Origin of the sequence: Cellulomonas sp. zg-ZUI22, from assembly GCF_017353535.1 — a bacterium.
Taxonomy (GTDB): domain Bacteria; phylum Actinomycetota; class Actinomycetes; order Actinomycetales; family Cellulomonadaceae; genus Cellulomonas; species Cellulomonas wangleii.
Genome location: NZ_JAFMUZ010000003.1, coordinates 181,700 through 205,890, shown reverse-complemented (window position 1 = coordinate 205,890; position 24,191 = coordinate 181,700). Strand labels below are relative to the sequence as shown.

General features: G+C 75.0%; 26 protein-coding genes. 24 read left to right on the top strand and 2 right to left on the bottom strand.

From position 1 onward, the window contains the following. Positions 1-11 precede the first annotated feature (11 nt). The 3 genes from J1G43_RS12270 to J1G43_RS12260 are packed head-to-tail and all read left to right on the top strand — an operon-like array spanning position 12 to position 4,546. The gene (locus J1G43_RS12270; RefSeq protein WP_207370724.1) at positions 12-1,808 is read left to right on the top strand and encodes a [protein-PII] uridylyltransferase; all 1,797 of its coding nucleotides are present in this window, start codon (positions 12-14) and stop codon (positions 1,806-1,808) included. 29 nt (positions 1,809-1,837) lie between these two features. Next, positions 1,838-3,454 carry a signal recognition particle protein gene (ffh, locus tag J1G43_RS12265; protein ID WP_207341432.1) on the top strand — a complete coding sequence of 539 codons (1,617 nt, stop codon included), beginning with the start codon at positions 1,838-1,840 and terminating at the stop codon, positions 3,452-3,454. A 3-nt stretch (positions 3,455-3,457) separates the two neighbouring features. Continuing rightward, a complete protein-coding gene (locus J1G43_RS12260) occupies positions 3,458-4,546 on the top strand; it encodes an amidohydrolase family protein (protein WP_207378526.1) in 1,089 nt (362 codons plus the stop codon). 33 nt (positions 4,547-4,579) lie between these two features. Here the strand turns inward: J1G43_RS12260 and J1G43_RS12255 are convergent, their stop codons facing one another. Continuing rightward, positions 4,580-4,990, bottom strand: a complete 411-nt coding sequence (locus tag J1G43_RS12255; protein WP_207378525.1) for a hypothetical protein — start codon at positions 4,988-4,990, stop codon at positions 4,580-4,582. Positions 4,991-5,274: 284 nt separating this feature from the next. On the opposite strand from J1G43_RS12255, the gene rpsP reads away from it, so the two are divergent. The 13 genes from rpsP (at position 5,275) to J1G43_RS12190 (ending at position 15,601) form a co-directional block, all read left to right on the top strand. Next, on the top strand, positions 5,275-5,700 hold the full coding sequence (gene rpsP / locus J1G43_RS12250; protein WP_207341429.1) for a 30S ribosomal protein S16: 426 nt from the start codon (positions 5,275-5,277) through the stop codon (positions 5,698-5,700). Then, complete coding sequence (locus J1G43_RS12245; RefSeq protein WP_089801762.1) at positions 5,700-5,939, top strand: RNA-binding protein; 240 nt, start codon at positions 5,700-5,702, stop codon at positions 5,937-5,939. Before rpsP ends, J1G43_RS12245 begins: the two co-directional genes overlap by 1 nt. Before the next feature lie 79 nt (positions 5,940-6,018). Continuing rightward, positions 6,019-6,579 carry a ribosome maturation factor RimM gene (rimM, locus tag J1G43_RS12240; RefSeq protein ID WP_207370723.1) on the top strand — a complete coding sequence of 187 codons (561 nt, stop codon included), beginning with the start codon at positions 6,019-6,021 and terminating at the stop codon, positions 6,577-6,579. Between the two features lie 3 nt (positions 6,580-6,582). Beyond that, positions 6,583-7,386, top strand: coding sequence for a tRNA (guanosine(37)-N1)-methyltransferase TrmD (trmD, locus tag J1G43_RS12235; RefSeq protein WP_207370722.1), 804 nt, complete (start codon positions 6,583-6,585; stop codon positions 7,384-7,386). Between the two features lie 236 nt (positions 7,387-7,622). Continuing rightward, the gene (gene rplS, locus J1G43_RS12230) at positions 7,623-7,988 is read left to right on the top strand and encodes a 50S ribosomal protein L19 (RefSeq protein WP_207341426.1); all 366 of its coding nucleotides are present in this window, start codon (positions 7,623-7,625) and stop codon (positions 7,986-7,988) included. A gap of 171 nt (positions 7,989-8,159) precedes the next feature. After that, positions 8,160-9,053 carry a signal peptidase I gene (gene lepB, locus J1G43_RS12225; protein ID WP_249670842.1) on the top strand — a complete coding sequence of 298 codons (894 nt, stop codon included), beginning with the start codon at positions 8,160-8,162 and terminating at the stop codon, positions 9,051-9,053. Beyond that, on the top strand, positions 9,050-9,940 hold the full coding sequence (locus J1G43_RS12220; protein ID WP_207378524.1) for a ribonuclease HII: 891 nt from the start codon (positions 9,050-9,052) through the stop codon (positions 9,938-9,940). Before lepB ends, J1G43_RS12220 begins: the two co-directional genes overlap by 4 nt. 7 nt (positions 9,941-9,947) lie before the next feature. Further along, positions 9,948-10,271, top strand: a complete 324-nt coding sequence (locus J1G43_RS12215) for a DUF2469 domain-containing protein (protein ID WP_089801771.1) — start codon at positions 9,948-9,950, stop codon at positions 10,269-10,271. A 168-nt stretch (positions 10,272-10,439) separates the two neighbouring features. Continuing rightward, the gene (locus tag J1G43_RS12210) at positions 10,440-10,796 is read left to right on the top strand and encodes a YraN family protein (RefSeq protein WP_207341424.1); all 357 of its coding nucleotides are present in this window, start codon (positions 10,440-10,442) and stop codon (positions 10,794-10,796) included. Then, a complete protein-coding gene (locus J1G43_RS12205) occupies positions 10,797-12,314 on the top strand; it encodes a YifB family Mg chelatase-like AAA ATPase (protein ID WP_207341423.1) in 1,518 nt (505 codons plus the stop codon). Beyond that, complete coding sequence (gene dprA / locus J1G43_RS12200) at positions 12,311-13,516, top strand: DNA-processing protein DprA (protein ID WP_207341422.1); 1,206 nt, start codon at positions 12,311-12,313, stop codon at positions 13,514-13,516. Before J1G43_RS12205 ends, dprA begins: the two co-directional genes overlap by 4 nt. Positions 13,517-13,653: 137 nt before the next feature. After that, the gene (locus J1G43_RS12195) at positions 13,654-14,586 is read left to right on the top strand and encodes a tyrosine recombinase XerC (RefSeq protein ID WP_374191800.1); all 933 of its coding nucleotides are present in this window, start codon (positions 13,654-13,656) and stop codon (positions 14,584-14,586) included. Between the two features lie 166 nt (positions 14,587-14,752). Beyond that, positions 14,753-15,601: a FliA/WhiG family RNA polymerase sigma factor gene (locus J1G43_RS12190; protein ID WP_372434914.1), complete on the top strand. Its 849-nt coding sequence runs from the start codon at positions 14,753-14,755 to the stop codon at positions 15,599-15,601. 22 nt (positions 15,602-15,623) lie between these two features. On the opposite strand, the gene J1G43_RS12185 is transcribed toward J1G43_RS12190, so the two are convergent. Further along, entirely contained in the window at positions 15,624-16,316 is a 693-nt protein-coding gene (locus J1G43_RS12185) for a M23 family metallopeptidase (RefSeq protein ID WP_307859573.1), read from the bottom strand. A gap of 651 nt (positions 16,317-16,967) precedes the next feature. Here J1G43_RS12185 and rpsB point away from each other — a divergent pair. The 8 genes from rpsB to dxr all read left to right on the top strand — a co-directional run bounded on the left by rpsB (position 16,968) and on the right by dxr (position 24,178). Continuing rightward, entirely contained in the window at positions 16,968-17,969 is a 1,002-nt protein-coding gene (gene rpsB / locus J1G43_RS12180; protein ID WP_207341420.1) for a 30S ribosomal protein S2, read from the top strand. Between the two features lie 114 nt (positions 17,970-18,083). Next, entirely contained in the window at positions 18,084-18,929 is an 846-nt protein-coding gene (gene tsf, locus J1G43_RS12175; RefSeq protein WP_207370719.1) for a translation elongation factor Ts, read from the top strand. Positions 18,930-19,065: 136 nt separating this feature from the next. Next, on the top strand, positions 19,066-19,821 hold the full coding sequence (gene pyrH, locus J1G43_RS12170; RefSeq protein ID WP_207341419.1) for a UMP kinase: 756 nt from the start codon (positions 19,066-19,068) through the stop codon (positions 19,819-19,821). A 66-nt stretch (positions 19,822-19,887) separates the two neighbouring features. Continuing rightward, complete coding sequence (gene frr / locus J1G43_RS12165) at positions 19,888-20,445, top strand: ribosome recycling factor (RefSeq protein WP_207341418.1); 558 nt, start codon at positions 19,888-19,890, stop codon at positions 20,443-20,445. Next, the gene (locus J1G43_RS12160) at positions 20,445-21,287 is read left to right on the top strand and encodes a phosphatidate cytidylyltransferase (RefSeq protein WP_207378523.1); all 843 of its coding nucleotides are present in this window, start codon (positions 20,445-20,447) and stop codon (positions 21,285-21,287) included. The genes frr and J1G43_RS12160 overlap by 1 nt, the downstream gene beginning before the upstream one ends. A gap of 34 nt (positions 21,288-21,321) precedes the next feature. Beyond that, positions 21,322-22,452 (top strand): 23S rRNA (adenine(2503)-C(2))-methyltransferase RlmN, encoded by a 1,131-nt coding sequence (gene rlmN / locus J1G43_RS12155; RefSeq protein WP_207378522.1) that lies wholly within the window; start codon positions 21,322-21,324, stop codon positions 22,450-22,452. Next, positions 22,449-23,003 (top strand): DivIVA domain-containing protein, encoded by a 555-nt coding sequence (locus tag J1G43_RS12150; protein ID WP_207378521.1) that lies wholly within the window; start codon positions 22,449-22,451, stop codon positions 23,001-23,003. Before rlmN ends, J1G43_RS12150 begins: the two co-directional genes overlap by 4 nt. Continuing rightward, a complete protein-coding gene (gene dxr, locus J1G43_RS12145) occupies positions 23,000-24,178 on the top strand; it encodes a 1-deoxy-D-xylulose-5-phosphate reductoisomerase (protein WP_207378520.1) in 1,179 nt (392 codons plus the stop codon). The genes J1G43_RS12150 and dxr overlap by 4 nt, the downstream gene beginning before the upstream one ends. The last annotated feature ends 13 nt before the right edge of the window (positions 24,179-24,191 follow it).

Genomic DNA, 24,191 nt, shown 5'->3' with positions numbered 1-24,191 from the left:
GCAGCCCACACATGACGACCGAACGGCTGCCCGCGGGGGGCGCAGCCGGGTCACCGCAGCAGCCGCAGGTCCCGTACCCCGCCGGGGTGCGGGACCTGCGTGCTGCCCGGCTCGACCTGGCCGCACGGATGACGGGACCGGGTGGGGACGGGGTGGCGCGGCGTCGCGCCGTCGCCGACCTGGTGGTGGGCGCGCTCGCCCGGCTCTGGACCGAGGCGACGGACGGGCGCGACGTGCAGGGCGTCGCACTGGGCGTCGTGGGGAGCGTCGGGCGCGGCGACGCCGGCCCGGTGTCCGACCTCGACCTCCTGCTCGTGCACGAGGGCCGGGCGCGCTCGGCCGAGGAGCTCGGCGGCCTGGCCGAGCGCCTGTGGTACCCGATCTGGGACGCCGGGCTCGACCTCGACCACTCGGTGCGGTCGCTGGCGCAGTGCCGGCAGGTCGCGTCCAAGGACCTGCCCGCGGCCGTCGGGCTGCTCGAGCTGCAGCCCGTCGCGGGCGACGGGGTCGTCATCGCACGGGCGACGTCGGCCCTGCTCGCCGACTGGCGCTCCGCCGCGCGCAGGCGCCTTCCGGAGCTCCTCGCGTCGACCCGGCAGCGCGCGGACCGGCACGGGGAGCTCGCCTACCTCATCGAGCCGGACCTCAAGGAGGCCCGCGGCGGCATCCGTGACGCCGTGGTGCTCTCGGCGCTCGCCGCGACGTGGCTCACCGACCGGCCGCACGGCGCCGTCGACCACGCGTACACGCACCTGCTCGACGTGCGCGACGCGCTGCAGGTCGTCACGCGGCGCCGCACCAACCGCCTGCTGCAGGCGGACCAGGACGAGGTGGCCGCGCTCGTCGGCTTCGACGACCGGGACGACCTGCTCGCCTCCATCGCCGAGGCCGGGCGCGTGATCTCCTACGCGCTCGACACGACCGCACGCAACGCACGGCAGGCCCTGCAGCGCCCCGCCCGCAAGCCCGTGCTGGTCCGGGGACGGCGCACCCCGCCCCGGCTGCGCACGATCGCCGAGGGCCTGGTCGAGCACGACGGGGAGATCGTCCTGGCCGTGGACGCCCGGCCCGCCGAGGACCCGGTGCTGTCCCTGCGTGCGGCCGCGACGGCCACGCGCACGGGGCTCGTGCTGTCACCCGTCACCGTGGCGAGCCTCGAGACGACACCGCCGCTGCCGACCCCCTGGCCGCGCGCGGCGCGCCAGCAGCTGCTGCACCTGTTGGGCTCGGGGCACGCGCAGGTCCCCGTGTGGGAGGCGCTGGACCTGGCCGGGGTGGCGACCACCTGGATCCCGGAGTGGGCGGGCGTGCGCAACCGGCCGCAGCGCTCGGCCATCCACCGGCACACCGTGGACCGGCACCTCGTCGAGACCGTGGCGCGCGCCGGCCGGGACCGTCGCGCGGTGGAGGCCCCCGACACGCTCCTGCTCGCGGCGCTGCTGCACGACATCGGCAAGCGCGCGGGGGCGGGGGACCACTCCGTCGAGGGCGCCCGCCTGGCGGGGCCGGTCGTGGCGCGCATGGGATTCGGCCCCCAGGTCGTCGCCGACGTCACGCGCCTGGTCCGCGAGCACCTGACGCTCGCCGAGCTGGCCACGACGGCCGACCCGGACGACCCGGCGACGCTCGCACGGCTCCTCGACGCGGTGGACGGCAGGGTCGACATGCTGACGATGCTGCGCGCGCTCACGGAGGCCGACGCCTCCGCCGCGGGCCCCGCCGCGTGGACCACGTGGCGGGCCACGCTCGTCGACGACCTGACCGCCAGAGCCGCACGGGCGCTGGCGGGTACCCTGGGACGTCCGTAGCCGTCCGTCCGACCACCGCGAGGCCCAGGTTGTTCGCCACCCTCTCCGACCGTCTCACGTCGACGTTCAAGAACCTCCGTGCGAAGGGTCGCCTGTCCGAGGCGGACATCGACGCGACGATCCGTGAGATCCGCCGCGCGCTGCTCGACGCGGACGTCGCCGTTCCCGTCGTCCGGCAGTTCACCGGCGCCGTGCGCGAGCGCGCCCTCTCGGCCGAGGTGTCGGGCGCTCTGAACCCGGCGCAGCAGGTCGTCAAGATCGTCAACGACGAGCTCGTGGCGATCCTGGGCGGCCAGACGCGCCCGCTGACGTTCGCCAAGCAGCCGCCGACCGTCATCATGCTCGCGGGCCTCCAGGGCGCCGGGAAGACGACGCTCGCGGGCAAGCTCGCGCGGTGGCTGCGCGAGCAGGGGCACACGCCGCTGCTCGTCGCCGCGGACCTGCAGCGCCCCAACGCGGTCACGCAGCTCCAGGTCGTCGGCGAGCGCGCGGGCGTGCCCGTGTTCGCACCGCACCCCGGCAACCAGGGCGCCGACGACGTGCTGCCCGCGGGCGCCGACCCGGTGGCCGTGGCGCAGGCGGGGCTCGAGACGGCCCGGCAGAAGCAGCACGACGTCGTCATCGTCGACACCGCCGGCCGCCTCGGCGTGGACGCCGAGCTCATGGCGCAGGCGTCGGACATCCGCGACGCCGTCTCCCCGGACGAGATCCTCTTCGTCGTCGACGCGATGATCGGCCAGGACGCCGTGACCACGGCGCAGGCCTTCGCCGACGGCGTCGGTTTCACCGGTGTGGTCCTGTCGAAGCTCGACGGCGACGCGCGCGGTGGTGCGGCGCTGTCGATCGCCAGCGTGACCGGGCGTCCGATCATGTTCGCGTCGACCGGTGAGAAGCTCACGGACTTCGAGGTCTTCCACCCGGACCGCATGGCCTCGCGCATCCTCGACATGGGCGACGTCCTGACGCTCATCGAGCAGGCCGAGAAGGCGTTCGACGCCGGCGAGGCCGAGAAGATGGCCGGCAAGCTCGTCTCCGGCGAGGACTTCACGCTCGAGGACTTCCTCGTGCAGATGCAGCAGCTGAAGAACATGGGCTCCATCAAGAAGATGTTCGGCATGCTGCCGGGCATGGGGCAGATGCGTGAGGCCCTGGAGAACTTCGACGAGCGCGAGGTCGACCGCATCGAGGCGATCATCCGCTCGATGACGCCGGGCGAGCGGCAGAACCCGAAGATCATCAACGGCTCGCGCCGTGCGCGCATCGCGCGCGGGTCCGGCACCACCACGAGCGAGATCAACCAGCTGCTCGAGCGGTTCGACGGTGCCCGCAAGATGATGCGCCAGATGGCCAAGGGCGGCGGCATGCCCGGCGGGATGCCCGGCATGGGCAACCTGCCCGGCATGGGGGGCAAGAAGTCCCGCGGCAAGCAGGCGCCCGCCAAGCGGGCCAAGGGCGCGCGGTCGGGCAACCCCGCCAAGCGGGCCGAGCAGGAGCGCGCCGCGGCCGCACGGGCGGCGGGCGGCGCGCCGGCCGCACCGTCGGGCTCCGCGTTCGGGCTCGGGGGCGCTCCTGCGCCCGCCGACCCGGCGTCGTTCGACCCGAGCGACCTGCCGGCCGGGCTGGGTGACCTCTTCAAGGGCCGCTGAGGCGTGATCACGCACCTGCGCGGCACGGTCGTCCTCGACGACGACCACGAGGTCGGTGACGCGTGGGTCGTGGGGGACCGGCTCTCCCTCGAGCGCCCGGGCCGGGCGCCCGACACCGTGCTGGAGGGCTGGGTGCTGCCCGGGCTCGTCGACGTGCACTGCCACGTCGGCCTCGCGTCCGACGGCCCGGTCGACGACGCCACCGCGGAGGCGCAGGCGCGCGCCGACCGGGACGCCGGTGTCCTGCTGGTGCGCGACGCTGGCTCGCCCGCGGACACCCGCTGGATGGACGCGCGGGCGGACCTGCCGCGCCTGCTGCGGGCCGGGCGGCACCTGGCACGCCCCAAGCGCTACCTGCGGCACTACGGACGCGAGCTCGCCGACGCCGCGCAGCTGCCGCAGGCCGTGCGCGAGGAGGCGGCCCGCGGCGACGGCTGGGTCAAGCTCGTGGCCGACTGGATCGACCGCGACCTCGGCCCCGACGGTGACCTGCGTCCGCTCTGGTCGGACGAGGTGCTGGCCGACGCGGTCACGGCCGCGCACGACGCCGGCGCCCGTGTCACGGCCCACACGTTCAGCCACGAGGCGCTCGACGGGCTGCTGGACGCCGGCGTCGACGGGCTGGAGCACGCGACGGGAGCGACGCCGGAGCAGATCGAGCGGATCGCCGCCGCAGGGGTGCCGGTCACGGCGACCCTGCTGCAGGTGGGGCAGTTCGCCGCCATCGCCGCCCAGGGGGAGGCGCGCTACCCCCGGTTCGCCGCCCGCATGCGGGCGATGCACGCGCGGCGGTACGAGCACGTGCGTCACCTGCACGACGCGGGCGTGCGGGTGCTGCTCGGCACCGACGCGGGCGGCACGATCGCGCACGGCCGCGTCGCCGACGAGGCCGTCGAGATGGTGCGCGCCGGCATCCCCGCGCGCGACGTCGTCGCTGCCGCGTCGTGGCGGACGCGGGCGTGGCTCGGCGTGCCGGGCATCGCCGAGGGGGCGAGCGCCGACGTGGTCGTCTACGACGAGGACCCGCGTGCGGACGTGGGGGCGCTGACGCGCCCGCGGGCCGTGCTGCTGCGGGGTGCCCGCGTCCGGTGACGGCCCGCGCCCGGTGCCGGCGTCCGGGGTGCGTCAGCCGGCGACCGCCCCGGACGTGAGAGCGGCGGCGCCGCGCTTGGAGCGCTCCACCCCCGGGGGCATCGCGGCGACGAACCGCTGCCACGGGCCGGCAGTCCCTCGGAAGTGCTTCGGGTCGAGCACCAACGACGCACCGGTGCGCGTGACGAGCTCGACGTCGCCGTCGTCGTCCTCGCCCAGCAGGACCACGTCCTCCGTGCGGACCGCGACGCCCGCCGAGACCAGGACGAGCCGGCCCGGCCCGAGGCTGATCTGCGCGCCGCGCTGAGGTCCGAAGAACCGGCCGCTGTGGAACGTGACGCGCGCGCCCTCCGGCGACGGGCGCTGGTCGGCCGCGACGCCACCCCCGGCGAGGTCGCGCGCGATGTCGCGCCGGCTCATGCCGGTGAACGTGCGCAGGGGCATCCGGATCGGGTGGTCGAGGAGGTCATGGGGCGTCACAGTCGTCGGCGGGACACGTGATCGGACGCTAGCGCGCGGACCCCTCGTGCGACACGCTCTACCGCGGCCGACCGCGGCGTGTGCTCGATTCGTTGCCGCCGCGCCACGTCTGGCACAATGGTCGGTTGTACTCGGTCCGTGCAGCCCCTCTACCTGCCCGGTGCCGTGTCCTCCGGCCGGAACGGCGCACCCACCCCACGGGACGCGCCGCGAGGCCACCCCAGCAGACATCAGGAGAACACCACCTCGTGGCAACGAAGATCCGTCTCAAGCGCATGGGCAAGATCCGCGCGCCGTACTACCGCATCGTCGTCGCCGACTCGCGCACCAAGCGCGACGGTCGCGTGATCGAGGAGATCGGCAAGTACCACCCCACCGAGGAGCCCTCGCTCATCGAGATCACCTCGGAGCGGGCGCAGTACTGGCTGGGCGTCGGCGCGCAGCCGACCGAGCAGGTGCTGGTGCTGCTCAAGGTCACCGGTGACTGGCAGAAGTTCAAGGGCCTGCCGGGTGCCGAGGGCACGCTGCGCGTGAAGGAGCCCAAGGCCGACGCGAAGGCTGCCGTCGAGGCTGCCGCGCTCGACGCCGAGAAGGTCAAGGCCAAGGCGTCCGAGAAGAAGGCCGCCGCCACGGAGGAGCCCGCCGCGGCTCCCGCCGAGGACGAGCAGGCCTGATGCTGGCCGACGCGCTCGAGCACCTCGTGCGGGGCATCGTCGACCACCCCGACGACGTGCACGTCCGTGCGTCGTCGCTGCGCCGCGGTGAGATGCTCGAGGTGCGCGTGCACCCCGAGGACCTCGGGCGCGTCATCGGTCGGGGCGGCCGGACCGCGCGTGCGCTGCGCACGGTGGTCGGGGCGCTCTCGCCGGACGGTGCCGTGCGCGTCGACGTGGTCGACGTCGACCGGCGCTGACCGCAGACACCCGACGGCCCGGTCCCTCGACGAGGGGCCGGGCCGTCGTCGTCCCCGACACGTCGGGGGAGGGAGTGACATGCTGCTGACCGTCGCCAGGGTCGGGCGTCCGCACGGCCTGCGGGGTGAGGTCGCACTCGACGTGCGCACCGACGTCCCGCAGGAGCGTCTGGTCGTCGGGGCCCGGTTCGTCACCGAGCCCGCTGCGGCGGGCCCGCTCGAGATCGCGCACGTGCGCGAGGCCCAGGGCCGGTGGTACGTGACGTTCGCGCAGGCGGACGACCGCACCGCGGCCGAGGGGCTGCGCGGCGTCGAGCTCCTCGTCGACAGCGACGAGGACACGGACGACGACGACGGCTGGTACCCGCACGAGCTCGCGGGCCTGCGCGCCGAGCACGTCGCCGACGGGCGTCCGCTCGGCGAGGTCGTGGGGCTCGAGCACCTGCCGGCCCACGACGTGCTCGTGCTGCGGGAACCCGACGGTGCGCGCACGCTCGTGCCGTTCGTCGAGGCCATCGTGCCCGTGGTCGACGTGGCCGGTGGCCGGGTCGTGCTCGACCCGCCGGGCGGTCTGCTCGCGGCCGACGCGGCCAACCTCGTCGTCAGCGACGAGACCCGCGGCACGGGCGAGGAGGCCTGAGGCGTGCGCGTCGACGTCGTCTCGATCTTCCCCGAGTACCTCGCGCCGCTCGAGCTCTCGCTCGTCGGCAAGGCCCGGACGGCCGGGCTCCTGGACCTGCAGGTCCACGACCTGCGCACGTGGACCGACGACCGGCACCGCACGGTCGACGACACGCCGTTCGGCGGCGGCGCCGGCATGGTCATGCGCCCCGACGTGTGGGGCCGCGCGCTGGACGACGTCCTGACGCCCGGCGCCCACCTCATCGTGCCGTCGCCCGCCGGGGCGCCCTTCACGCAGCGCACGGCCGAGGCGCTGGCGACCGAGCAGCACCTCGTCGTCGCGTGCGGGCGCTACGAGGGCATCGACGCCCGTGTGGCCGAGCACTACGCCGCGCGGGGTCGCGTGACCGAGCTGTCCCTGGGGGACTACGTCCTCAACGGCGGCGAGGTCGCGGCGCTGGTCGTGGTCGAGGCGGTGGCGCGGCTGCTGCCCGGTGTGGTGGGCAATCCGGAGTCGCTGGTCGAGGAGTCGCACGGGGCGGCCGGCCTGCTGGAGTACCCGGTCTACACCAAGCCGGCCACGTGGCAGGGGCACGCCGTGCCCGACGTGCTCCTCTCGGGCCACCACGCACGGATCGAGCGCTGGCGCCGCGACGAGGCGCTGCGGCGCACCGCGGCGCGGCGACCGGACCTGCTGGCGGCGCTCGACGTCGCGGCCCTCGACCGCCACGACCGTGCCGTGCTGTCGGACTGCGGGTGGGACGTGGTGGACGGGGAGCTGCGTCCTGCGGCCCCCGTGCCTGCGGAGGACACGCGCGCCGTGTGATCCGTGGCGCGCGGCTTGGGGACGGCGCGGCTGCTGTGGCAGACTGTGTCCTCGGTGTGCGTCGAGCGCCTCTCTGCCGCAGGGGAGGGCTCACGACGCGCGGACCGGACCGGCCCAGCGCCGACGACCCGGACCGACCGACCAGACCCGAACCACGGGCGCCTGCCCTGCCCCGGCAGCGCGCGCGCCCGTCGATCACGTTCCTGACCTGCGGCAGGGCGGGGAAGCGACACGACATGCAGACGCTCGACGCGGTCGACGCAGCATCGCTGCGCCAGGACCACCCGGACTTCCGTCCCGGCGACACCCTCAAGGTCAACGTGAAGGTCGTCGAGGGCAACCGCTCCCGGATCCAGGCCTTCCAGGGCGTCGTCATCGCCCGCCAGGGTGCCGGCGTGCGCGAGACCTTCACCATCCGCAAGATCAGCTTCGGTGTGGGTGTCGAGCGGACGTTCCCGCTGCACACGCCGTCGCTCGACTCGATCGAGGTCGTCACCCGCGGTGACGTGCGTCGCGCCAAGCTGTACTACCTGCGGGCGCTGCGCGGCAAGAAGGCGAAGATCAAGGAGAAGCGCGGGCAGGCGCCCGCCAAGAAGGGCTGACCTCCTGCTCTCCCGGCACGACGCGACGGGCGGCTCCCCCTCGGGGACGCCGCCCGTCGGCGTCCCCGTCGCCGCGGCACGCCGCCGCGCGGGCGTCCGGGACGCGTCCACCCGGGCACCGGGCCCCGGCCGGGCCCCCCACGACCGCTGCGTCCGTGCGAGAGTGTGACCGTGAGCGAGTTCCGACCTGACGCGACGGGGCCGACGGCGTCCCCGACCCGCGCCGCCCCCACCGCTGCCCGTCCGCTGTGGACGCCCACGGGCGCCCAGGGTGGCGGCAGCGGCCAGGACTGGACGAGCCGGTCGCGGGACGCGCGCACCGGTGACGAGGGAACGGACGAACCCGGCATGAGCTCACGGCGCCGGAACCGCGACGCCGTCCGACGCCGCCCGGGGTCCGCCTGGTCCTGGCTGCGCGAGACGGCCATCATCCTGGTCAGCGCACTGGTGCTGTCCCTGGTCGTCAAGACCTTCCTCGTGCAGGCGTTCTACATCCCGTCGCAGTCGATGCAGGACACCCTGGTCGTCGACGACCGGATCCTGGTCAGCAAGCTGACGCCCGGACCCTTCGACATCGAGCGCGGGGACGTCGTCGTCTTCAAGGATCCCGGCGGCTGGCTCAACCCGCAGATCCAGGCGCCGCGCAGCCCTCTGGCGGAGGCCGTCACCGAGGGGCTCACGTTCGTCGGGCTGCTCCCGCAGGACGCCGGTGAGCACCTCGTCAAGCGGGTCATCGGCCTGCCGGGTGACCACGTGGCCTGCGCCGGGCCGGGTCAGCCCGTGACGGTCAACGGCGTCCCGGTCGACGAGCCGTACCTCGCCCCGGGCTCCCAGCCCAGCGAGCGCGCGTTCGACGTCGTCGTGCCCCCCGACTCGCTGTGGGTCATGGGTGACAACCGGCAGCACTCGGCGGACTCGCGGTACAACACGGGCAGCCCGGGCGGCGGGTCCGTGCCCGTCGACAACGTCGTGGGGACCGCGTTCGTCACCGTGTGGCCGCTGGACCGCTTCACGCTCCTGCAGAACCCGTCCGCGACGTTCGCGGACGTCCCCGACGCGGGATGACGTCGGCGGGACCCGAGACCCCGGCACGGACGCCGGTGCGGGTCGCGCGCCGTGCCGCGGCCCGCCCCACCCCGCACCTGCGGCACGAGCGTGCGCTGCTGCGCACGGGCCTGCGTCTCGTGGCCGGCATGGACGAGGTGGGCCGCGGGTCGCTCGCCGGCCCCGTGTCCGTCGGGGTCGTCGTGGTCGACCTCAGCACCCGGTCGGCGCCGCGCGGCGTGGCCGACTCCAAGCTGCTCACGCCCGCGGCGCGGCGCGCGCTGCTGCCGGCGCTGGGACGCTGGGGCGTCGCGCGCGCCGTGGGCCACGCCTCGCCCGACGAGATCGACGAGCGGGGGATCGTCGCGGCGCTCCGCCTGGCGGGCACCCGGGCGCTGCGGGCGGTCGTCGACGTGGTCGGCCCCGTCGACGCCGTCGTGCTGGACGGCTCGCACGACTGGCTCACGCCCCCGGCGCCCGACCTGTTCGGCACCCAGGACGACCTGTTCGAGCCGCCGCGGGACCTGCCGGTGCCGCTGGTCCACCTCAAGGTGAAGGCCGACCGCTCCTGCGCGAGCGTCGCTGCTGCGAGCGTCCTGGCCAAGTGCGAGCGGGACGCCCTCATGGTGCGCCACGCGGCCGCCCACCCCGCGTACCGCTGGGACGAGAACAAGGGGTACGCGTCGCCCGAGCACCTGGCGGCGCTGCGGGAGCACGGCCCGAGCCCGCTGCACCGCCGGTCCTGGCGGCTGCCGGGCCTGCAGGAGCCGCCCGTGGTGACGCGCGGGCCGGGGTGGGAGGTCGGGGGCCTGCTGCCCGACCCGGGGCGCGCGCCGGGGTGGCGGGACGACGCCGCGCCGGTCTCCCCGGAGGGGTGGGCGTCCGCCGCACCCGGCGATGAGGGATGATGGTCCGGTGAGCGCCGAGGACCTGGAGAACTACGAGACCGACATGGAGCTCGCCCTGTACCGCGAGTACCGGGACGTGGTGGGGCTCTTCTCGTACGTCGTGGAGACGGAGCGACGGTTCTACCTCGCGAACCACGTCGACCTGCAGGTCCGGTCGGCCGCCGGCGAGGTCTACTTCGAGCTCTCGCTCGTCGACGCCTGGGTGTGGGACGTCTACCGCTCGGCCCGCTTCGTGAAGTCGGTGCGCGTGGTGACGTTCAAGGACGTCAACGTCGAGGAGCTGGCGAAGGCCGAGCTCGACCTCGGGTCCGGGGCGGGCTTCACCCGCTGACACCCCCGCTCCGGCGCCGCCTCCGACACCGCAGCGGCCCCGGGAGACCACGGCGCCGCCACCGAGCCGCCCACAGCACCGGCCGCGTCTCCGGCGTCCACGGACCGTCACCGGCACTCACTCCCGCCCCGCCCTCGCGCGGCAGGGTCGGTGCCGGAGGTGGTCGACGTGCGGGCGAAGGACGCGGTCGGGCGGTACGGGGAGGACGTGGCGGCGGCGTTCGTCGTGCGGGCGGGGTGGACGGTCCTGGCGCGCAACTGGCGGTGCGCCGAGGGTGAGCTGGACATCGTCGCGCTCGACGGGGACGCGGTCGTGGCCGTGGAGGTCAAGACGCGACGCTCGGACGCCTACGGGCACCCGGCGGAGGCCGTCACGTACCGCAAGCTGGCGCGGCTGCGGCGGCTGACCGCCCGCTGGTTGCGGGAGCACGACGTGCGGGCGGGGTCCGTGCGTGTCGACGTCATCGCCGTGGTCCTGCCGCACCGCGGCGCGGCCCGGGTCGAGCACCTGGTCGGGGTGGTCTGAGTGCTCGGACGCACCCGCGCCGTCGCGCTCGTGGGGCTGGTCGGCCATCCCGTCGACGTCGAGTCCCACCTCGCCCCCTCGCTGCCGGGTTTCACGCTCGTCGGGCTGCCCGACGCCTCGCTCGCCGAGGCGCGGGACCGGGTGCGTGCCGCCGTGACGTCCTCGGGGCTCGCGTGGCCGACGCGCCGGATCACGGTCAACCTCTCACCGGCGACCCTGCCCAAGACCGGCTCGTCGTTCGACCTCGCCGTGGCGATCGCCACGCTCGCCGGCGCGGGACTCGCGGACGCGGCGTCGGTCGCCGACTGGGTGCACCTGGGCGAGCTGGGCCTGGACGGGCGGCTGCGGCCCGTGCGCGGCGTGCTGCCGTGCGTGGCGGCGGCCGTCGCGGCGGGCCATCCCCGGGTCGTCGTCCCGCGCGGCAACGCGGTCGAGGCGAGCCTGGTCCCGGGTGCGCAGGTGCTGGCGGCCGACACCCTCGCGCAGGTCGCCGCGTACCACGGCGCCGACATCGAGGTGCCCGACGTCGAGCCCGTGCACGACGTGCGGACGGTGACCTCGCGCGGCCCGGCGCCCGACCTGGCGGACGTGCTCGGTCAGGAGGACGCGCGCCACGGCCTCGAGGTGGCCGCGGCGGGTGGGCACCACCTGCTCATGGTGGGACCGCCCGGCGCCGGCAAGACCATGCTGGCGGCCCGCCTGCCGGGGCTGCTCCCGGACCTCTGCGAGGCCGACGCCGTCGAGGTCACCGCCGTGCACTCCGTGGCCGGAACGTTCGACCCCGTGCAGGGCCTCGTCCGCCGACCCCCGTTCGAGGACCCGCACCACACCGCGACGCCCGCGAGCATCGTCGGCGGCGGGTCGGGCACGCCACGGCCGGGGGCGGCCTCCCGTGCCCACCGGGGTGTGCTGTTCCTCGACGAGGCGCCGGAGTTCGCCTCGGGGGTGCTGCAGACGCTCCGGCAGCCCCTCGAGCACGGTGAGCTGGTGCTGCACCGTGCGGGTGGCGCCGCGCGGTACCCCGCCCGGTTCCAGCTGGTCCTGGCGGCCAACCCGTGCCCCTGCGGCAACGCGGTCGGCAAGGGGCTGACGTGCACCTGCCGCCCCGAGCAGCGCCGACGGTACTTCGGCAAGCTCTCGGGGCCGCTGCTCGACCGGGTCGACCTGCAGCTCGAGGTGCCCGCTGCCCGTCCAGCCGGCGTTGCGGGCGAGGGCACGGCGGCGGTCGCGGCGCGGGTCGCGGCGGCGCGCGCCGCGCAGCTCGCACGGTGGCGGGGCACGACGTGGCGCACCAACGCGGAGGTTCCCGGCCGGGAGCTGCAGGCGCGGCTACGGGCCGACCGACGGCTCGTGGCCGACCTCGACCGTGCCGTGGACCGGGGCACGCTGAGCCTGCGCGGGGCGGACCGCGTCCTGCGGGTCGCGTGGACGCTCGCCGATCTCGAGGGGCGGGACGGACCCCGGCGCACCGACGTGGCCCACGCACTCGTGCTCCGGACGAGGGGGCACGGCGCATGACGGGCGTCCGGGTGCCCGGGTGGCTCGCCGACCGCCTCCGGCAGGACGACGACCGGTCGTCCCGGGCGGTCTGGAGCGCGCTGGCCGAGCCGGGCGACGCGGTCGCGGGAGCGCTGGTCGGCGCCTGCGGTGCGACGGCCGCGTTGGACTGGGTGGCCGGCGCGGTGAGCGGCGCTGCCCCGCAGCCGGTTCCCCTCGGTGGGACGGACCCACCGGACGCGGCGGCCCGCCGCCTGCGCGCGGCGGCGGAGCGCTGGGCGGCGAGGTGGCACGCCGTGGACCCGGACCGCGACCTGGCTGCTGCGGCGCGCAGCGGGGCACGGATCGTCGCGCCGGGCGACCCCGCGTGGCCGTGCGGCCTCGACGACCTCGGTGCGCTGGCCCCGTTCGCCCTCTGGGTGCGGGGAGCCCCGCCATCGGCGCGCCGGTCCGTCGCACTGGTCGGCGCGCGTGCGTGCACCACCTACGGCGAGCGGGTCGCCGTGGACCTCGCGGCAGGGCTGGCCGGCCGCAGCTGGACCGTGGTCTCGGGGGGTGCGTACGGCGTCGACGCCGCAGCGCACCGTGGTGCGCTGCTCGTCGGCGGTACGACCGTCGTGGTGCTGGCCGGGGGAGTGGACCGTGCCTACCCGGTCGGCAACGCGCGGCTGCTGGAGGAGGTGGTGGGCGCCGGCGGGAGCCTGGTGAGCGAGGTGCCTCCCGGCGCCACACCCACCCGCAGCCGCTTCCTGCAGCGCAACCGGCTGATCGCGGCGATGTCGGCGGGCACCGTCGTCGTGGAGGCCGCGTGGCGGTCGGGCGCTGCCAGCACCGCGCACCACGCGGCGCGGCTGCTGCGGCCCGTGGGTGCGGTGCCCGGACCGATCACCTCGGCTGCCTCGGCCGGGTGCCACCGGTTGCTGCGCGAGGGCGTCGCCGTGTGCGTGACCGACGTCGACGAGGTCGTGGAGCTGGCGGGTGACGTGGGCGCCGACGTCGCTCCGGCGCACCCCGAGGACGACACGCGTGCCGTCGACGGCCTGGACCCGCTCGCGCGTCGTGTGCACGACGGCCTGTCGCGCCGGGTGCCGCACGACACGGCGCAGGTCGCTGCGCGCGCCGGGACGACGGTGGCGCAGGCGCGTGCGATGCTCGGGCTGCTCGAGCTCGAGGGCTTCGCGCGCCGCCTCGGGTCGGGCTGGGTGGTGGATGCCGGTGAGTAGCGGATGGGTGAAAAAAACCGGCGTTCGTGGGAATACGCACCGCCGGATCGGACATTGTCGGCCAATCCGAGCAGACGGTCTCGGGCAGGCCAGGAACCATCCTTGTCGAACTGCGTGCGCCACGTCACCTTAGGGGCATGCACATGGCCGCGATCAGCACCGGAGCCGCTCAGCGCGAGCTCCTGCGCGCTGATTTCGCGACACATCTGCGGGCCCAGCGCGGGGTCTCGGACCACACCGTGCGGGCATATCTGGGGGACGTGGACCATCTCCTGGACCACGCGGTGCGTCATGGCGCGACCGATCTGGGTGACGTCGACATCACGATCCTGCGGGGATGGCTCGCCGCGATGGCGAACGCCCACCGCAGCCGCGCCACCCTCGCGCGGCGGGCCGCCGCCGCCCGGACCTTCTTCCGCTGGGCCGTCCACACCGGCCGTGTCCCCATCGACCCCACGCTGCGGCTCGGGACGGCGCGCGCCGCCGGCGCCCTCCCCACCGTGCTCGCGGTGGAGCCGGTCACCCGCCTGCTCGACGCGGCACGGGAGCGCGCTCTCGACGGCGACGCCGTCCACGTGCGGGACTGGGCGGCGGTCGAGCTGCTCTACGCGACAGGTGTGCGGGTCGGCGAGCTCTGCGGCGCGGACGTCGACGACGTCGATGCGGCCGAGCTGATGCTGCGCGTCGTGGGCAAGGGTGACAAGGAGCGGGTCGTGCCGTTCGGCCGGCCGGCGGCGCAGGCGGTGGACGCGTGGTTGCGCACGGGCCGCCCGCGTCTGGTGCGCGACGGCTCCCCGCCGGCGCTGCTCCTGGGCAGCCGCGGCGGCCGCATCGACCAGCGGCAGGTCCGCACGGTCGTGCACGAACTCGCCCGCGAGGTCGGGGTCGAGGACGTCGCACCGCACGCGCTGCGCCACACCGCGGCCACCCACCTGCTCGAGGGCGGCTCGGACCTGCGTACGGTCCAGGAGATCCTCGGCCACGCGAGCCTGTCGACGACGCAGCGCTACACCCACGTCTCCGCGGAGCGCCTGCGCTCCGCCTTCCAGCTCGCCCACCCCCGGGCGTGATGTCGTGACCACCACCGGGGGCGCGGTCCCTACCCTCCGCCCGACGGCCAGCACCACCTGCAGAGAGACGGACCCGACGATGACGGCCCTGCACGACGACCTCGCCGAGACGGGCGCCCCCGTCGCCCTGCGGGCCTACCGCCCGGGGACCGCGCCGGCCGGCGTGATCCCCCAGCAGCGTCCGGCCGTGGAGGGTGCCGCGGCACCCTCCGTGCCGCCGACGGACACGGCGCCCGCCGCACCCGTCGAGGTGTCCGCGGTGGACGCGGCGTGGACGCGGTTCACCGCGACACACTGCCCGGACGCGCGCGAGGAGCTGATCCTCCACTACGTCCCGCTCGTCACGGCCGTCGCCGGGCGCATCGGCATGCGCCTGCCCTCGACCGTCGAGCACGCCGACCTCGTCTCCTACGGCGTCTTCGGGCTCATCGACGCGATCGAGAAGTACCGGACCGACCGCGCCGTGCGGTTCGAGTCCTACGCCTCCTCGCGGATCCGTGGCGCCATCATCGACGAGCTGCGGGCCATGGACTGGGTGCCGCGGTCGGTGCGGACCAAGGCGCGCGCCGTCGACCGCGCCTACGGCGAGCTCGAGGCACTGCTGCACCGCGCGCCCACCGAGGCCGAGGTCGCCCAGCGGCTCGAGCTGCCCGTGGGTGAGCTGCGCGCCGTGTACTCCCAGCTGGCGTCCGTGAACATCGCGGCCCTCGACGAGATGCTCGCCGGCAGCGACGACCGCCCCGGCGCGGCCACGCTGGCGGACACGCTGGGGGACCGCCGCGCGGACGACCCCGCGGGCTCCGTGGAGGCGCAGGAGACCAAGTACCTGCTCTCGCGGGCCATCGAGTGCCTCGGCGAGCGTGAGCGTCTGGTCGTCGTCCTCTACTATTACGAGAGCATGACGCTCGCCGAGATCGGCCGCGTGCTCGGGGTGACCGAGTCGCGCATCTCGCAGATCCACACCGCGGCGATGGGCCGGCTGCGTACCCGGCTGCTGGACGCCGAGCGCGCGTGACCCCCACGGCGCCGGTGGCCGCTCACCGCAGCGGGAGCAGCACCACCGGGCCGTGACCCGGCAGCAGCGCCCAGGGGTCGACGTAGCGGTCACCGTCCCGGACGCCCCAGTGCAGCGCCGGCCCGCCCGGCGTGCCGCCGTGGGCGTCGCCCGTGAGCGCCCCCAGGGCCCCGCCCGCGTCGACACGGGCGCCGGGCGCGACCGCCGGCGACAGGGGTTCGAGGCTGCTGCGCAGGCCGTCGTCGTGCAGCACCGTCACGACGCCCCGGCCCGCGACGTCCCCGGCGAAGGTCACCGTGCCGGCCGCCGGGGCGCGGACCGTCGCGCCGGACCCGGCTCCGAGGTCGACGCCGCGGTGGCCGGCCAGCCAGGGCTGCGGCGGCGGGTCGAAGGCTCGCAGCAGGCGCGGCACGCCGTCCACCGGCGCCCGGTACCCGCCCACGGGCGTCCCCCGTGCTCCCGCTCGCGCCGGACCGGCGCCCGCCCGGCTGACGGTGCGCGCAGGGGCGCCGCCGACCACGGGCGGCGACCCCCCACCGGCGGGTACGGTGCCCATCCGCTCCGCCCCGCGGGCGGCCATGACGTGGTGACCCGGGGCGGGGACGAGCGGGCCGTCGCCGGGCACCGCCGGGGCCGAGCCCGCGACCACGGACAGGGCGACCACGGACAGGGCGACCACGGACAGGGCGACCACGGACAGGGCGACCACGATCACCCAGGGCGCTCCCGCCGGAGCACGGCCACGGGGGAGAGCACGGGGGAGCGCACGGGGGAGCGCACGGGGGCGAGCACGGTGGAGAGCACGGTGGAGAGCACGGGGGACCGGACGCCGCCGGACACCGGGTGCGGCACGGGCGGGCGTACGGCCGCGACAGGCGACGGGACCGTGACGCGGGGCGAGGGCGGCCGCAGTCGTGCGGCGGGCGGAGGGCACGGGCCCAGGATGGGCGGGCGCCCGGGACAGCCGTCCCTGCACGGCACGCGCCTGGGGGCGGAGCCGTGCGGGGACGGGGACGTGGTCGGCTCGGCGCGTGGGCAGCCGGGCCGGCGCGTCCGGGAGGCCCTCGGCGGTGGGATAGACTTCTTCCACGACCGGCGTGTGCCGGTCGAATTCGCGTGCCACGGCTCCGGTCGTCCAGGTCCACGCGCCGACGTCCGTCGAACCGCCCCGTGCGGGACCGGCGGCCCGCCGGCGGGGGCAGGACGGCGGGGTCTCGTCCGCAGCGGTCCGGGCCTCGTGCCCGGCGCGGACGGGGGTGTGGCACCAGGGGCACGGCCGCCGGCCGCGCCGACAACCGAGATCGCGGGCCCGGGGGGTCCGCACACATGCGCGTGCACCTCGCGGTGCATGCCGGAAGGACGTGCCATGGCCGTCGTGACCATGCGCCAGCTGCTCGAGAGCGGTGTCCACTTCGGGCACCAGACCCGCCGCTGGAACCCCAAGATGAAGCGCTTCATCTTCACCGAGCGCAACGGCATCTACATCGTCGACCTGCAGCAGTCGCTGTCCTACATCGACCGCGCGTACGAGTTCGTCTCCCAGACGGTCGCGCACGGCGGCTCGATCCTCTTCGTGGGGACCAAGAAGCAGGCGCAGGAGCCCGTCGCCGAGCAGGCCGCCCGCGTCGGCATGCCGTACGTCAACCAGCGCTGGCTCGGTGGCATGCTCACCAACTTCACCACGGTGCACAAGCGCCTGCAGCGCCTCAAGGAGCTCGAGCAGATCGACTTCGACGACGTCGCGGCCTCGGGCCTGACGAAGAAGGAGCTGCTCGTCCTGCGCCGCGAGAAGGACAAGCTCACCAAGACGCTCGGCGGCATCCGTGACATGGCCAAGGTTCCCTCGGCCGTGTGGATCGTCGACACGAACAAGGAGCACCTCGCGGTCGACGAGGCGCGCAAGCTGGGCATCCCGGTCGTCGCGATCCTCGACACCAACTGCGACCCCGACGTCGTCGACTACCCGATCCCGGGCAACGACGACGCCATTCGTGCCGTGCAGCTGCTGACCCGTGTGATCGCCGACGCGGTCGCCGACGGCACGCTCAAGCGCCACTCCGGCGGCGCTGCGGCCAGCCAGGCGGGCGAGCCGGCCGCCGAGCCGCTCGCCGAGTGGGAGCGGGAGCTCCTGGCGGGTGCCGAGGCCGGTCTGCAGGACCCGGCGCTGGCGCCGGCCGCGGTCGACGCCGCGGCTGCGCAGGCGGGCGACCCGCAGGCCGCCCCGGGTGAGGCGACGCCGGACGAGTCGGCCGTCGCTCCCGGTCAGGACGCCGCCCCCGCCGTCGAGGCCGCTGCCGCGGCCGAGGCGCGCGAGGAGGCCACGGCCGAGGGCGCCGAGCCCGCAGCCGAGGGCACCGAGCAGGCCTGACGCCAGCGCCCCCGGGCGCCCGGTACGACCCCACGGGTGCGGCGCGGACCACCGCGCCGCACCCGGCATGCCGAGGACGTCGGCATGACGAGAACTCGAGGACGGACGGAACTGATGGCGAACTACTCGCTGGCAGACATCAAGGCCCTGCGCGAGCGCACCGGTGCGGGCATGCTCGACGTGAAGAAGGCGCTCGAGGAGGCCGACGGCGACGCCGACAAGGCCCTCGAGATCATCCGCGTGAAGGGCCTCAAGGGCGTCGGCAAGCGCGAGGGCCGCGCCGCCTCCGACGGCCTGGTCGCCGCGCACGTCGGCCCGACGGCCGACGGCGAGGGTCAGGTGGGCGTGCTCGTCGAGGTCAACTCCGAGACGGACTTCGTCGCCAAGAACCAGACCTTCATCTCGCTGGCCGACCGGGTGCTCGCCGCCGCCGTCGCCACGGGTGCCGGTGACGCGGACGCGCTGCTCGCGGCCGAGTCCGACGGCACGCCCGTGCAGACGGTCGTCGACGAGACGGCCGCCACGCTGGGCGAGAAGATCGTCGTGCGGCGCGTCGCGCGTCTCGCCGGCGAGCACGTCGAGGTCTACCTCCACAAGGTCAACAAGGACCTGCCCCCGCAGGTCGGTGTCCTCGTCGCCACGGACGCGGCCGGCGCCGCCGTCGCGCGTGACATCGCGACCCACGTCGCGGCGTTCTCGCCGACGTACCTCACGCGCGACGAGGTCCCCGCGGACGTCGTGGAGAACGAGCGCCGCATCGCCGAGGAGACGGCGCGCAACGAGGGCAAGCCCGAGGGCGCGCTCCCGAAGATCGTCGAGGGTCGCCTCAACGGGTTCTTCAAGGAGGCCGTCCTGGTGGACCAGGCCTTCGCCAAGGACAACAAGAAGTCGGTCGGCCAGGTCCTCGCCGAGGCCGGCGGCACGGTGACGGGCTTCGTCCGCTACCGCGTGGGCGCCTGAGCGTCGCGACGACGACGGTGGCCCCGGCCCGCGTGGGCCGGGGCCACCGCCGCACCGGGCGCCCGTGGTCCGCCGGGCGACCCGCACCGACCCAGCGGGCACGCGCCACGCGGCGCACGAGCGAGGTGGAGGACACGTGAGCCAGCAGCCGTCGTCGCAGGAGCAGCACCGGAACGGGTCCGGGGACGCACGCCGCGTCCTGCTCAAGCTCTCGGGTGAGAGCTTCGGTGGTGGCTCCATCGGACTGGCCGTGCCCGTGGTGCGCCGGATCGCCGGCGAGATCGCCGCGGCCGTGCGCAACGGGGTGCAGGTCGCGATCGTCGTGGGCGGGGGCAACTTCTTCCGCGGCGCCGAGCTGCAGGTCAGCGGGATGGACCGGGCACGTGCCGACTACATGGGCATGCTCGGCACCGTGATGAACTGCCTCGCCCTGCAGGACTTCCTCGAGCAGGCGGGCGTGAGCACCCGCGTGCAGACCGCCATCACGATGGGTCAGGTCGCGGAGCCGTACATCCCGCTGCGCGCGATCCGGCACCTCGAGAAGGGACGCGTCGTGATCTTCGGCGCGGGCGCGGGGATGCCCTACTTCTCCACCGACACCGTGGCCGTCCAGCGTGCGCTCGAGACGCACTGCCAGGAGGTCCTCATGGGCAAGAACGGCGTCGACGGCGTCTACACCGCGGACCCCCGGCGCGACCCCGACGCGCGCAAGCTGGACCACCTGACCTACACCGAGGCCATCGTGGGCGAGCTCGGCGTCATGGACACCTCGGCGCTCAGCCTCTGCCGTGACAACGACGTGCCCATGCGGGTCTTCGGCCTGGAGGCCGAGGGCAACGTCACGCGCGCCCTCGAGGGTGAGAAGATCGGGACGCTCATCACTGCGAGCTGAGCACGACGACGGCGCCGCGCGGCGCCGGCAGGCGCAGGTCCGCACGACACAGACGAAGGAGCACCGGTGATCGACGACACACTCCTCGAGGCCGAGGAGAAGATGGACAAGGCCGTGGAGGTCGCGAAGGAGGACTTCGCCGCCATCCGCACGGGTCGGGCGAACGCCGCGATGTTCGCGAAGGTGTTCGTCGACTACTACGGCTCGCCGACGCCGCTGCAGCAGCTCGCGTCGTTCAACGTCGTCGAGGCGCGCACCATCCTCGTCTCGCCGTTCGACAAGTCGTCGATGGCGGCGATCGAGAAGGCGCTGCGCGACTCCGACCTCGGCGTGAACCCGACCAACGACGGCAACGTCGTGCGCGTCGTGCTGCCCGCGCTGACGGCCGAGCGCCGCAAGGACTTCGTCAAGCTCGCCAAGTCCAAGGCCGAGGACGCACGCATCTCGGTGCGCTCGATCCGTCGTCGTGCCAAGGAGGAGCTCGACCGCATCGCGAAGGACGGCGAGGCGGGCGAGGACGAGGTGGGTCGTGCCGAGAAGGAGCTCGAGGCGCTGACCAAGAAGCACGTCGAGCTCGTCGACCAGCTGCTCGCCTCCAAGGAGAGCGAGCTCCTCGAGGTCTGATGACGCAGCTCGCCGCTCCTCGCGCCACCCGCGCCGGCCGGAACCTCCCGGCGGCGGTGACGGTCGCCGTGATCCTGCTCGGCGCCGTCGGGGCATCCCTGTTCATCCGCAAGGACGCGTTCGCGGTCCTCGCCGTGCTCGCCGTCTCCGCAGCGATGTGGGAGCTGGCGCAGGCGTTCGCGCGGCGCTCGATCCACCTGCCGCTGGTCCCGCTGGTCGTCGGCGCCGCCGGGATCCTCGTCTCGGCGTATGTCGCGGGGTCGGAGGCCCTGTTCGTGGCGTTCCTGCTGACCGTGGGCGGTGCCGTGGTCTGGCGCGTGCTCGACGGCAGCGGGGAGGCGGCTCTGCGGGACGCGTCCGCGGCGACGTTCGCCGCGGCGTACCTGCCGTTCCTGGGCGGGTTCGTCATGCTCATGCTCGCCGAGCCCGACGGGCCCGCGCGGGTCGCGCTGTTCATCCTGCTGGCCGTCGCGTGCGACACCGGCGGGTACGTGGTCGGCACGCTCCTGGGACGTCATCCGCTGGCGCCGTCGGTCAGCCCCAAGAAGTCCTGGGAGGGCCTGGTCGGCTCGCTCGTCCTGACGAGCGTCGTGGGTGTGGTCGGCATCCAGACCGTGTTCCACGGCGAGCCGCTGGTCGGTGCGCTCCTGGGCGTCGGGGTCGTCGTGAGCGCGACGCTCGGCGACCTGGCCGAGTCCATGATCAAGCGCGACCTCGAGCTCAAGGACATGGGTCGGCTGCTGCCGGGCCACGGCGGCGTGCTCGACCGGCTCGACTCCCTCCTGCTCACCGCCCCGACCGTGTGGGTGCTGCTCGCGTACCTGCAGCCCCCCGCCGGGTGACCGCACCGCCCATCCCTGGAAGGAGGCGCCGACCGTGAACGCCACCCCCGTGCGCCTGCAGCTCACCGCCCCGACCCGGGGCGCGCGTGGCAAGCCGCCGCGCCACTTCGTGGACCTCACGCCCGAGGAGCGGGTCGCCGCCGTCACGACGCTCGGCGAGAAGCCGTTCCGCGCCAAGCAGCTCGCGACGCACTACTTCACGCACCTGACGGCCGACGCCGACGCGATGACCGACCTGCCGAAGGCGTCGCGCGAGGCCCTCGTCGGTGACCTGTTCCCGCGGCTGCTGACCACCAGCCGCACGTTGACGGCCGACCACGGCACGACCGTGAAGACGCTGTACCACCTGTTCGACGGCGCCAAGGTCGAGTCGGTGCTGATGCGGTACGCCAGCCGCACGACGCTGTGCGTGTCGTCGCAGGCCGGCTGCGGCCTGGCGTGCTCGTTCTGCGCGACCGGGAAGATGGGCCTGCTGCGCAACCTGTCCACCGCCGAGATCGTCGAGCAGGTGCGCGAGGCCGCCCGTGCGCTGGCGGCCGGTGAGGTGGCCGGCGGTGCCACCCGCCTGAGCAACGTGGTCTTCATGGGCATGGGCGAGCCGCTGGCGAACTACAAGGCGGTCATGGCGACCGTGCGCACGCTGGTCGCGCCCGCCCCCGACGGTCTGGGCATGTCGGCACGCAACGTGACGGTCTCCACGGTGGGCCTGGTGCCCGCGATGGACCGGCTCGCCGGCGAGGGGATCCCCGTGACGCTGGCGCTGTCGCTGCACGCCCCCGACGACGAGCTGCGCAGCGAGCTGGTGCCGGTCAACACCCGGTGGAGCGTGGACGAGGCGCTGGACTCCGCGCGGCGGTACTTCGACGTCACCGGCCGGCGCGTGTCGATCGAGTACGCCCTGATCCGCGACGTCAACGACCACGCGTGGCGGGCCGACCTGCTGGGCGAGAAGCTGCTCGCCCGCGGCGGCTCCGGCTGGGTCCACTGCAACCCCATCCCGCTCAACCCGACACCCGGTTCGCGCTGGACGGCGAGCGATCCCGAGGTCGAGCGCGAGTTCGTGGCACGCTTGCGGGCGCACGGGATCCCCACGACCATCCGGGACACCCGCGGCAGCGACATCGACGGTGCGTGCGGCCAGCTCGCCGCGGAGGAGGACGAGTGAGCGACGGGATGTTCCGCACCGTGTCCGGCCTGCGTCGGGGTTACGACCCGGACGAGGTCGACGAGTTCTTCTCGCACGCGCGGTCGGTGTACGAGCAGGGGCCCCCGGCGGCGCTGTCCGGTGCGGACGTCCGTGACGTCGCCTTCGACCTCGTACGCGGCGGGTACGTGACCGCGGCCGTGGACGCGGCGCTCGACCGTCTCGAGGCGGCGTTCGTGGCGCGTCACCGCGCGCAGTTCGTCGCCGAGCGTGGCCAGGGGGCGTGGATGGAGCACCTCGGTGCGCAGGCCCGCACCCTGTACGGACGGCTCGGCCGTCCGGACGGCGACCGGTTCGCGCCGCCCGAGGGCCGCAAGCCGGGCTACGAGCCCGCGGACGTCGACGAGCTGTGCCACCGGCTGGTCGCCTACTTCGACACCGGGGCGCCGCTGACGGCGGCCGAGGTGCGCGCGACCACGTTCCGACGCCGCAACGGGCGCAACGGCTACGCGGAGGGGCCCGTCGACGCGTTCGTGGCGCGTGCGGTCGAGGTCCTGCTCGGCGTCGAGTGAGCGCACACACCGACGGCGGTGCGAGCCGGTCCGTCGTCGTCCTGGGTTCCACGGGGTCCATCGGGACGCAGGCCCTCGACATCGTGGCGGCCAACCCGGACCGGTTCACGGTCACCGGCCTTTCCGCCGGCGGCGCGCAGGTCGAGCTGCTGATCGCCCAGGCACGCCGGTACGCCGTTCCGTCCGTGGCCGTGGCCGACCCGGCCGCCGCCGCCGTCGTGCGGGACGCGCTGCCCGGGACGCGGGTGCTCGCGGGACCCGACGCCGCCGCCGAGCTGGCCGGTCACGGGGCGGACGTCGTGCTCAACGGCATCACCGGGTCGGTCGGTCTGCTGCCCACGCTCGCGGCGCTGCGGGCCGGGAGCACGCTCGCGCTGGCGAACAAGGAGTCGCTGGTGGTGGGCGGCGCGCTGGTGCACGCGGCCGCGGTCCGGCCCGACCAGATCGTCCCGGTCGACTCCGAGCACTCCGCGATCGCGCAGGCGCTGCGCTCCGGCGCCCGCGGCGAGGTGGCCCGGCTCGTGCTCACGGCGTCGGGCGGCCCGTTCCGCGGCTGGACGGCCGAGCAGGTCGCCGCCGCCACGCCGCAGCAGGCGCTGGCCCACCCCACGTGGTCGATGGGCCCGGTCGTGACGGTGAACTCGGCGAGCCTGATGAACAAGGGGCTGGAGCTCATCGAGGCGCACCTGCTCTTCGACGTGCCGGTCGCGGACATCGCGGTGGTGGTGCACCCGCAGTCGGTGGTGCACTCCATGGTCGAGTTCGTCGACGGGTCGACGATCGCGCAGGCCTCGCCGCCCGACATGCGCCTGCCCATCGCGCTGGGACTGGCGTGGCCGGACCGGGTGGCCGGTGCCGCGCGTGCCTGCGACTGGTCCACCGCGACGTCGTGGACGTTCGAGCCGCTCGACGAGACGGTCTTCCCGGCGGTCGGGCTCGCGCGCTCCGCCGTCGCCGCCTCGGCGACGCACCCCGCGGTCTACAACGCGGCGAACGAGGAGGCGGTCGGCGCGTTCCTGGCCGGTGACATCGGTTTCGGCCAGGTGGTGGCCACCGTGGAGCGGGTGCTGGGCGAGCACGTCGGCACCCCGGCCGGGGCGCTCACCCTCGAGGCGGTGCTCGACGCCGAGCGCTGGGCGCGCACGCGCGCGCACGAGGTGCTGGCCGCGGGCTGACGGGGGGCGGGCG

Excerpts from the sequence above, each read along its gene's own strand:
- J1G43_RS12270 (WP_207370724.1), top strand. The coding sequence starts at position 12 with ATGACGACCGAACGGCTGCCCGCGGGGGGCGCAGCCGGGTCACCGCAG.
- J1G43_RS12255 (WP_207378525.1), bottom strand. The coding sequence starts at position 4,990 with ATGCCCCTGCGCACGTTCACCGGCATGAGCCGGCGCGACATCGCGCGC.
- J1G43_RS12245 (WP_089801762.1), top strand. The coding sequence starts at position 5,700 with ATGCTGGCCGACGCGCTCGAGCACCTCGTGCGGGGCATCGTCGACCAC.
- rimM (WP_207370723.1), top strand. The coding sequence starts at position 6,019 with ATGCTGCTGACCGTCGCCAGGGTCGGGCGTCCGCACGGCCTGCGGGGT.
- rplS (WP_207341426.1), top strand. The coding sequence starts at position 7,623 with ATGCAGACGCTCGACGCGGTCGACGCAGCATCGCTGCGCCAGGACCAC.
- J1G43_RS12220 (WP_207378524.1), top strand. The coding sequence starts at position 9,050 with ATGACGTCGGCGGGACCCGAGACCCCGGCACGGACGCCGGTGCGGGTC.
- dprA (WP_207341422.1), top strand. The coding sequence starts at position 12,311 with ATGACGGGCGTCCGGGTGCCCGGGTGGCTCGCCGACCGCCTCCGGCAG.
- J1G43_RS12195 (WP_374191800.1), top strand. The coding sequence starts at position 13,654 with ATGCACATGGCCGCGATCAGCACCGGAGCCGCTCAGCGCGAGCTCCTG.
- rpsB (WP_207341420.1), top strand. The coding sequence starts at position 16,968 with ATGGCCGTCGTGACCATGCGCCAGCTGCTCGAGAGCGGTGTCCACTTC.
- tsf (WP_207370719.1), top strand. The coding sequence starts at position 18,084 with ATGGCGAACTACTCGCTGGCAGACATCAAGGCCCTGCGCGAGCGCACC.
- J1G43_RS12160 (WP_207378523.1), top strand. The coding sequence starts at position 20,445 with ATGACGCAGCTCGCCGCTCCTCGCGCCACCCGCGCCGGCCGGAACCTC.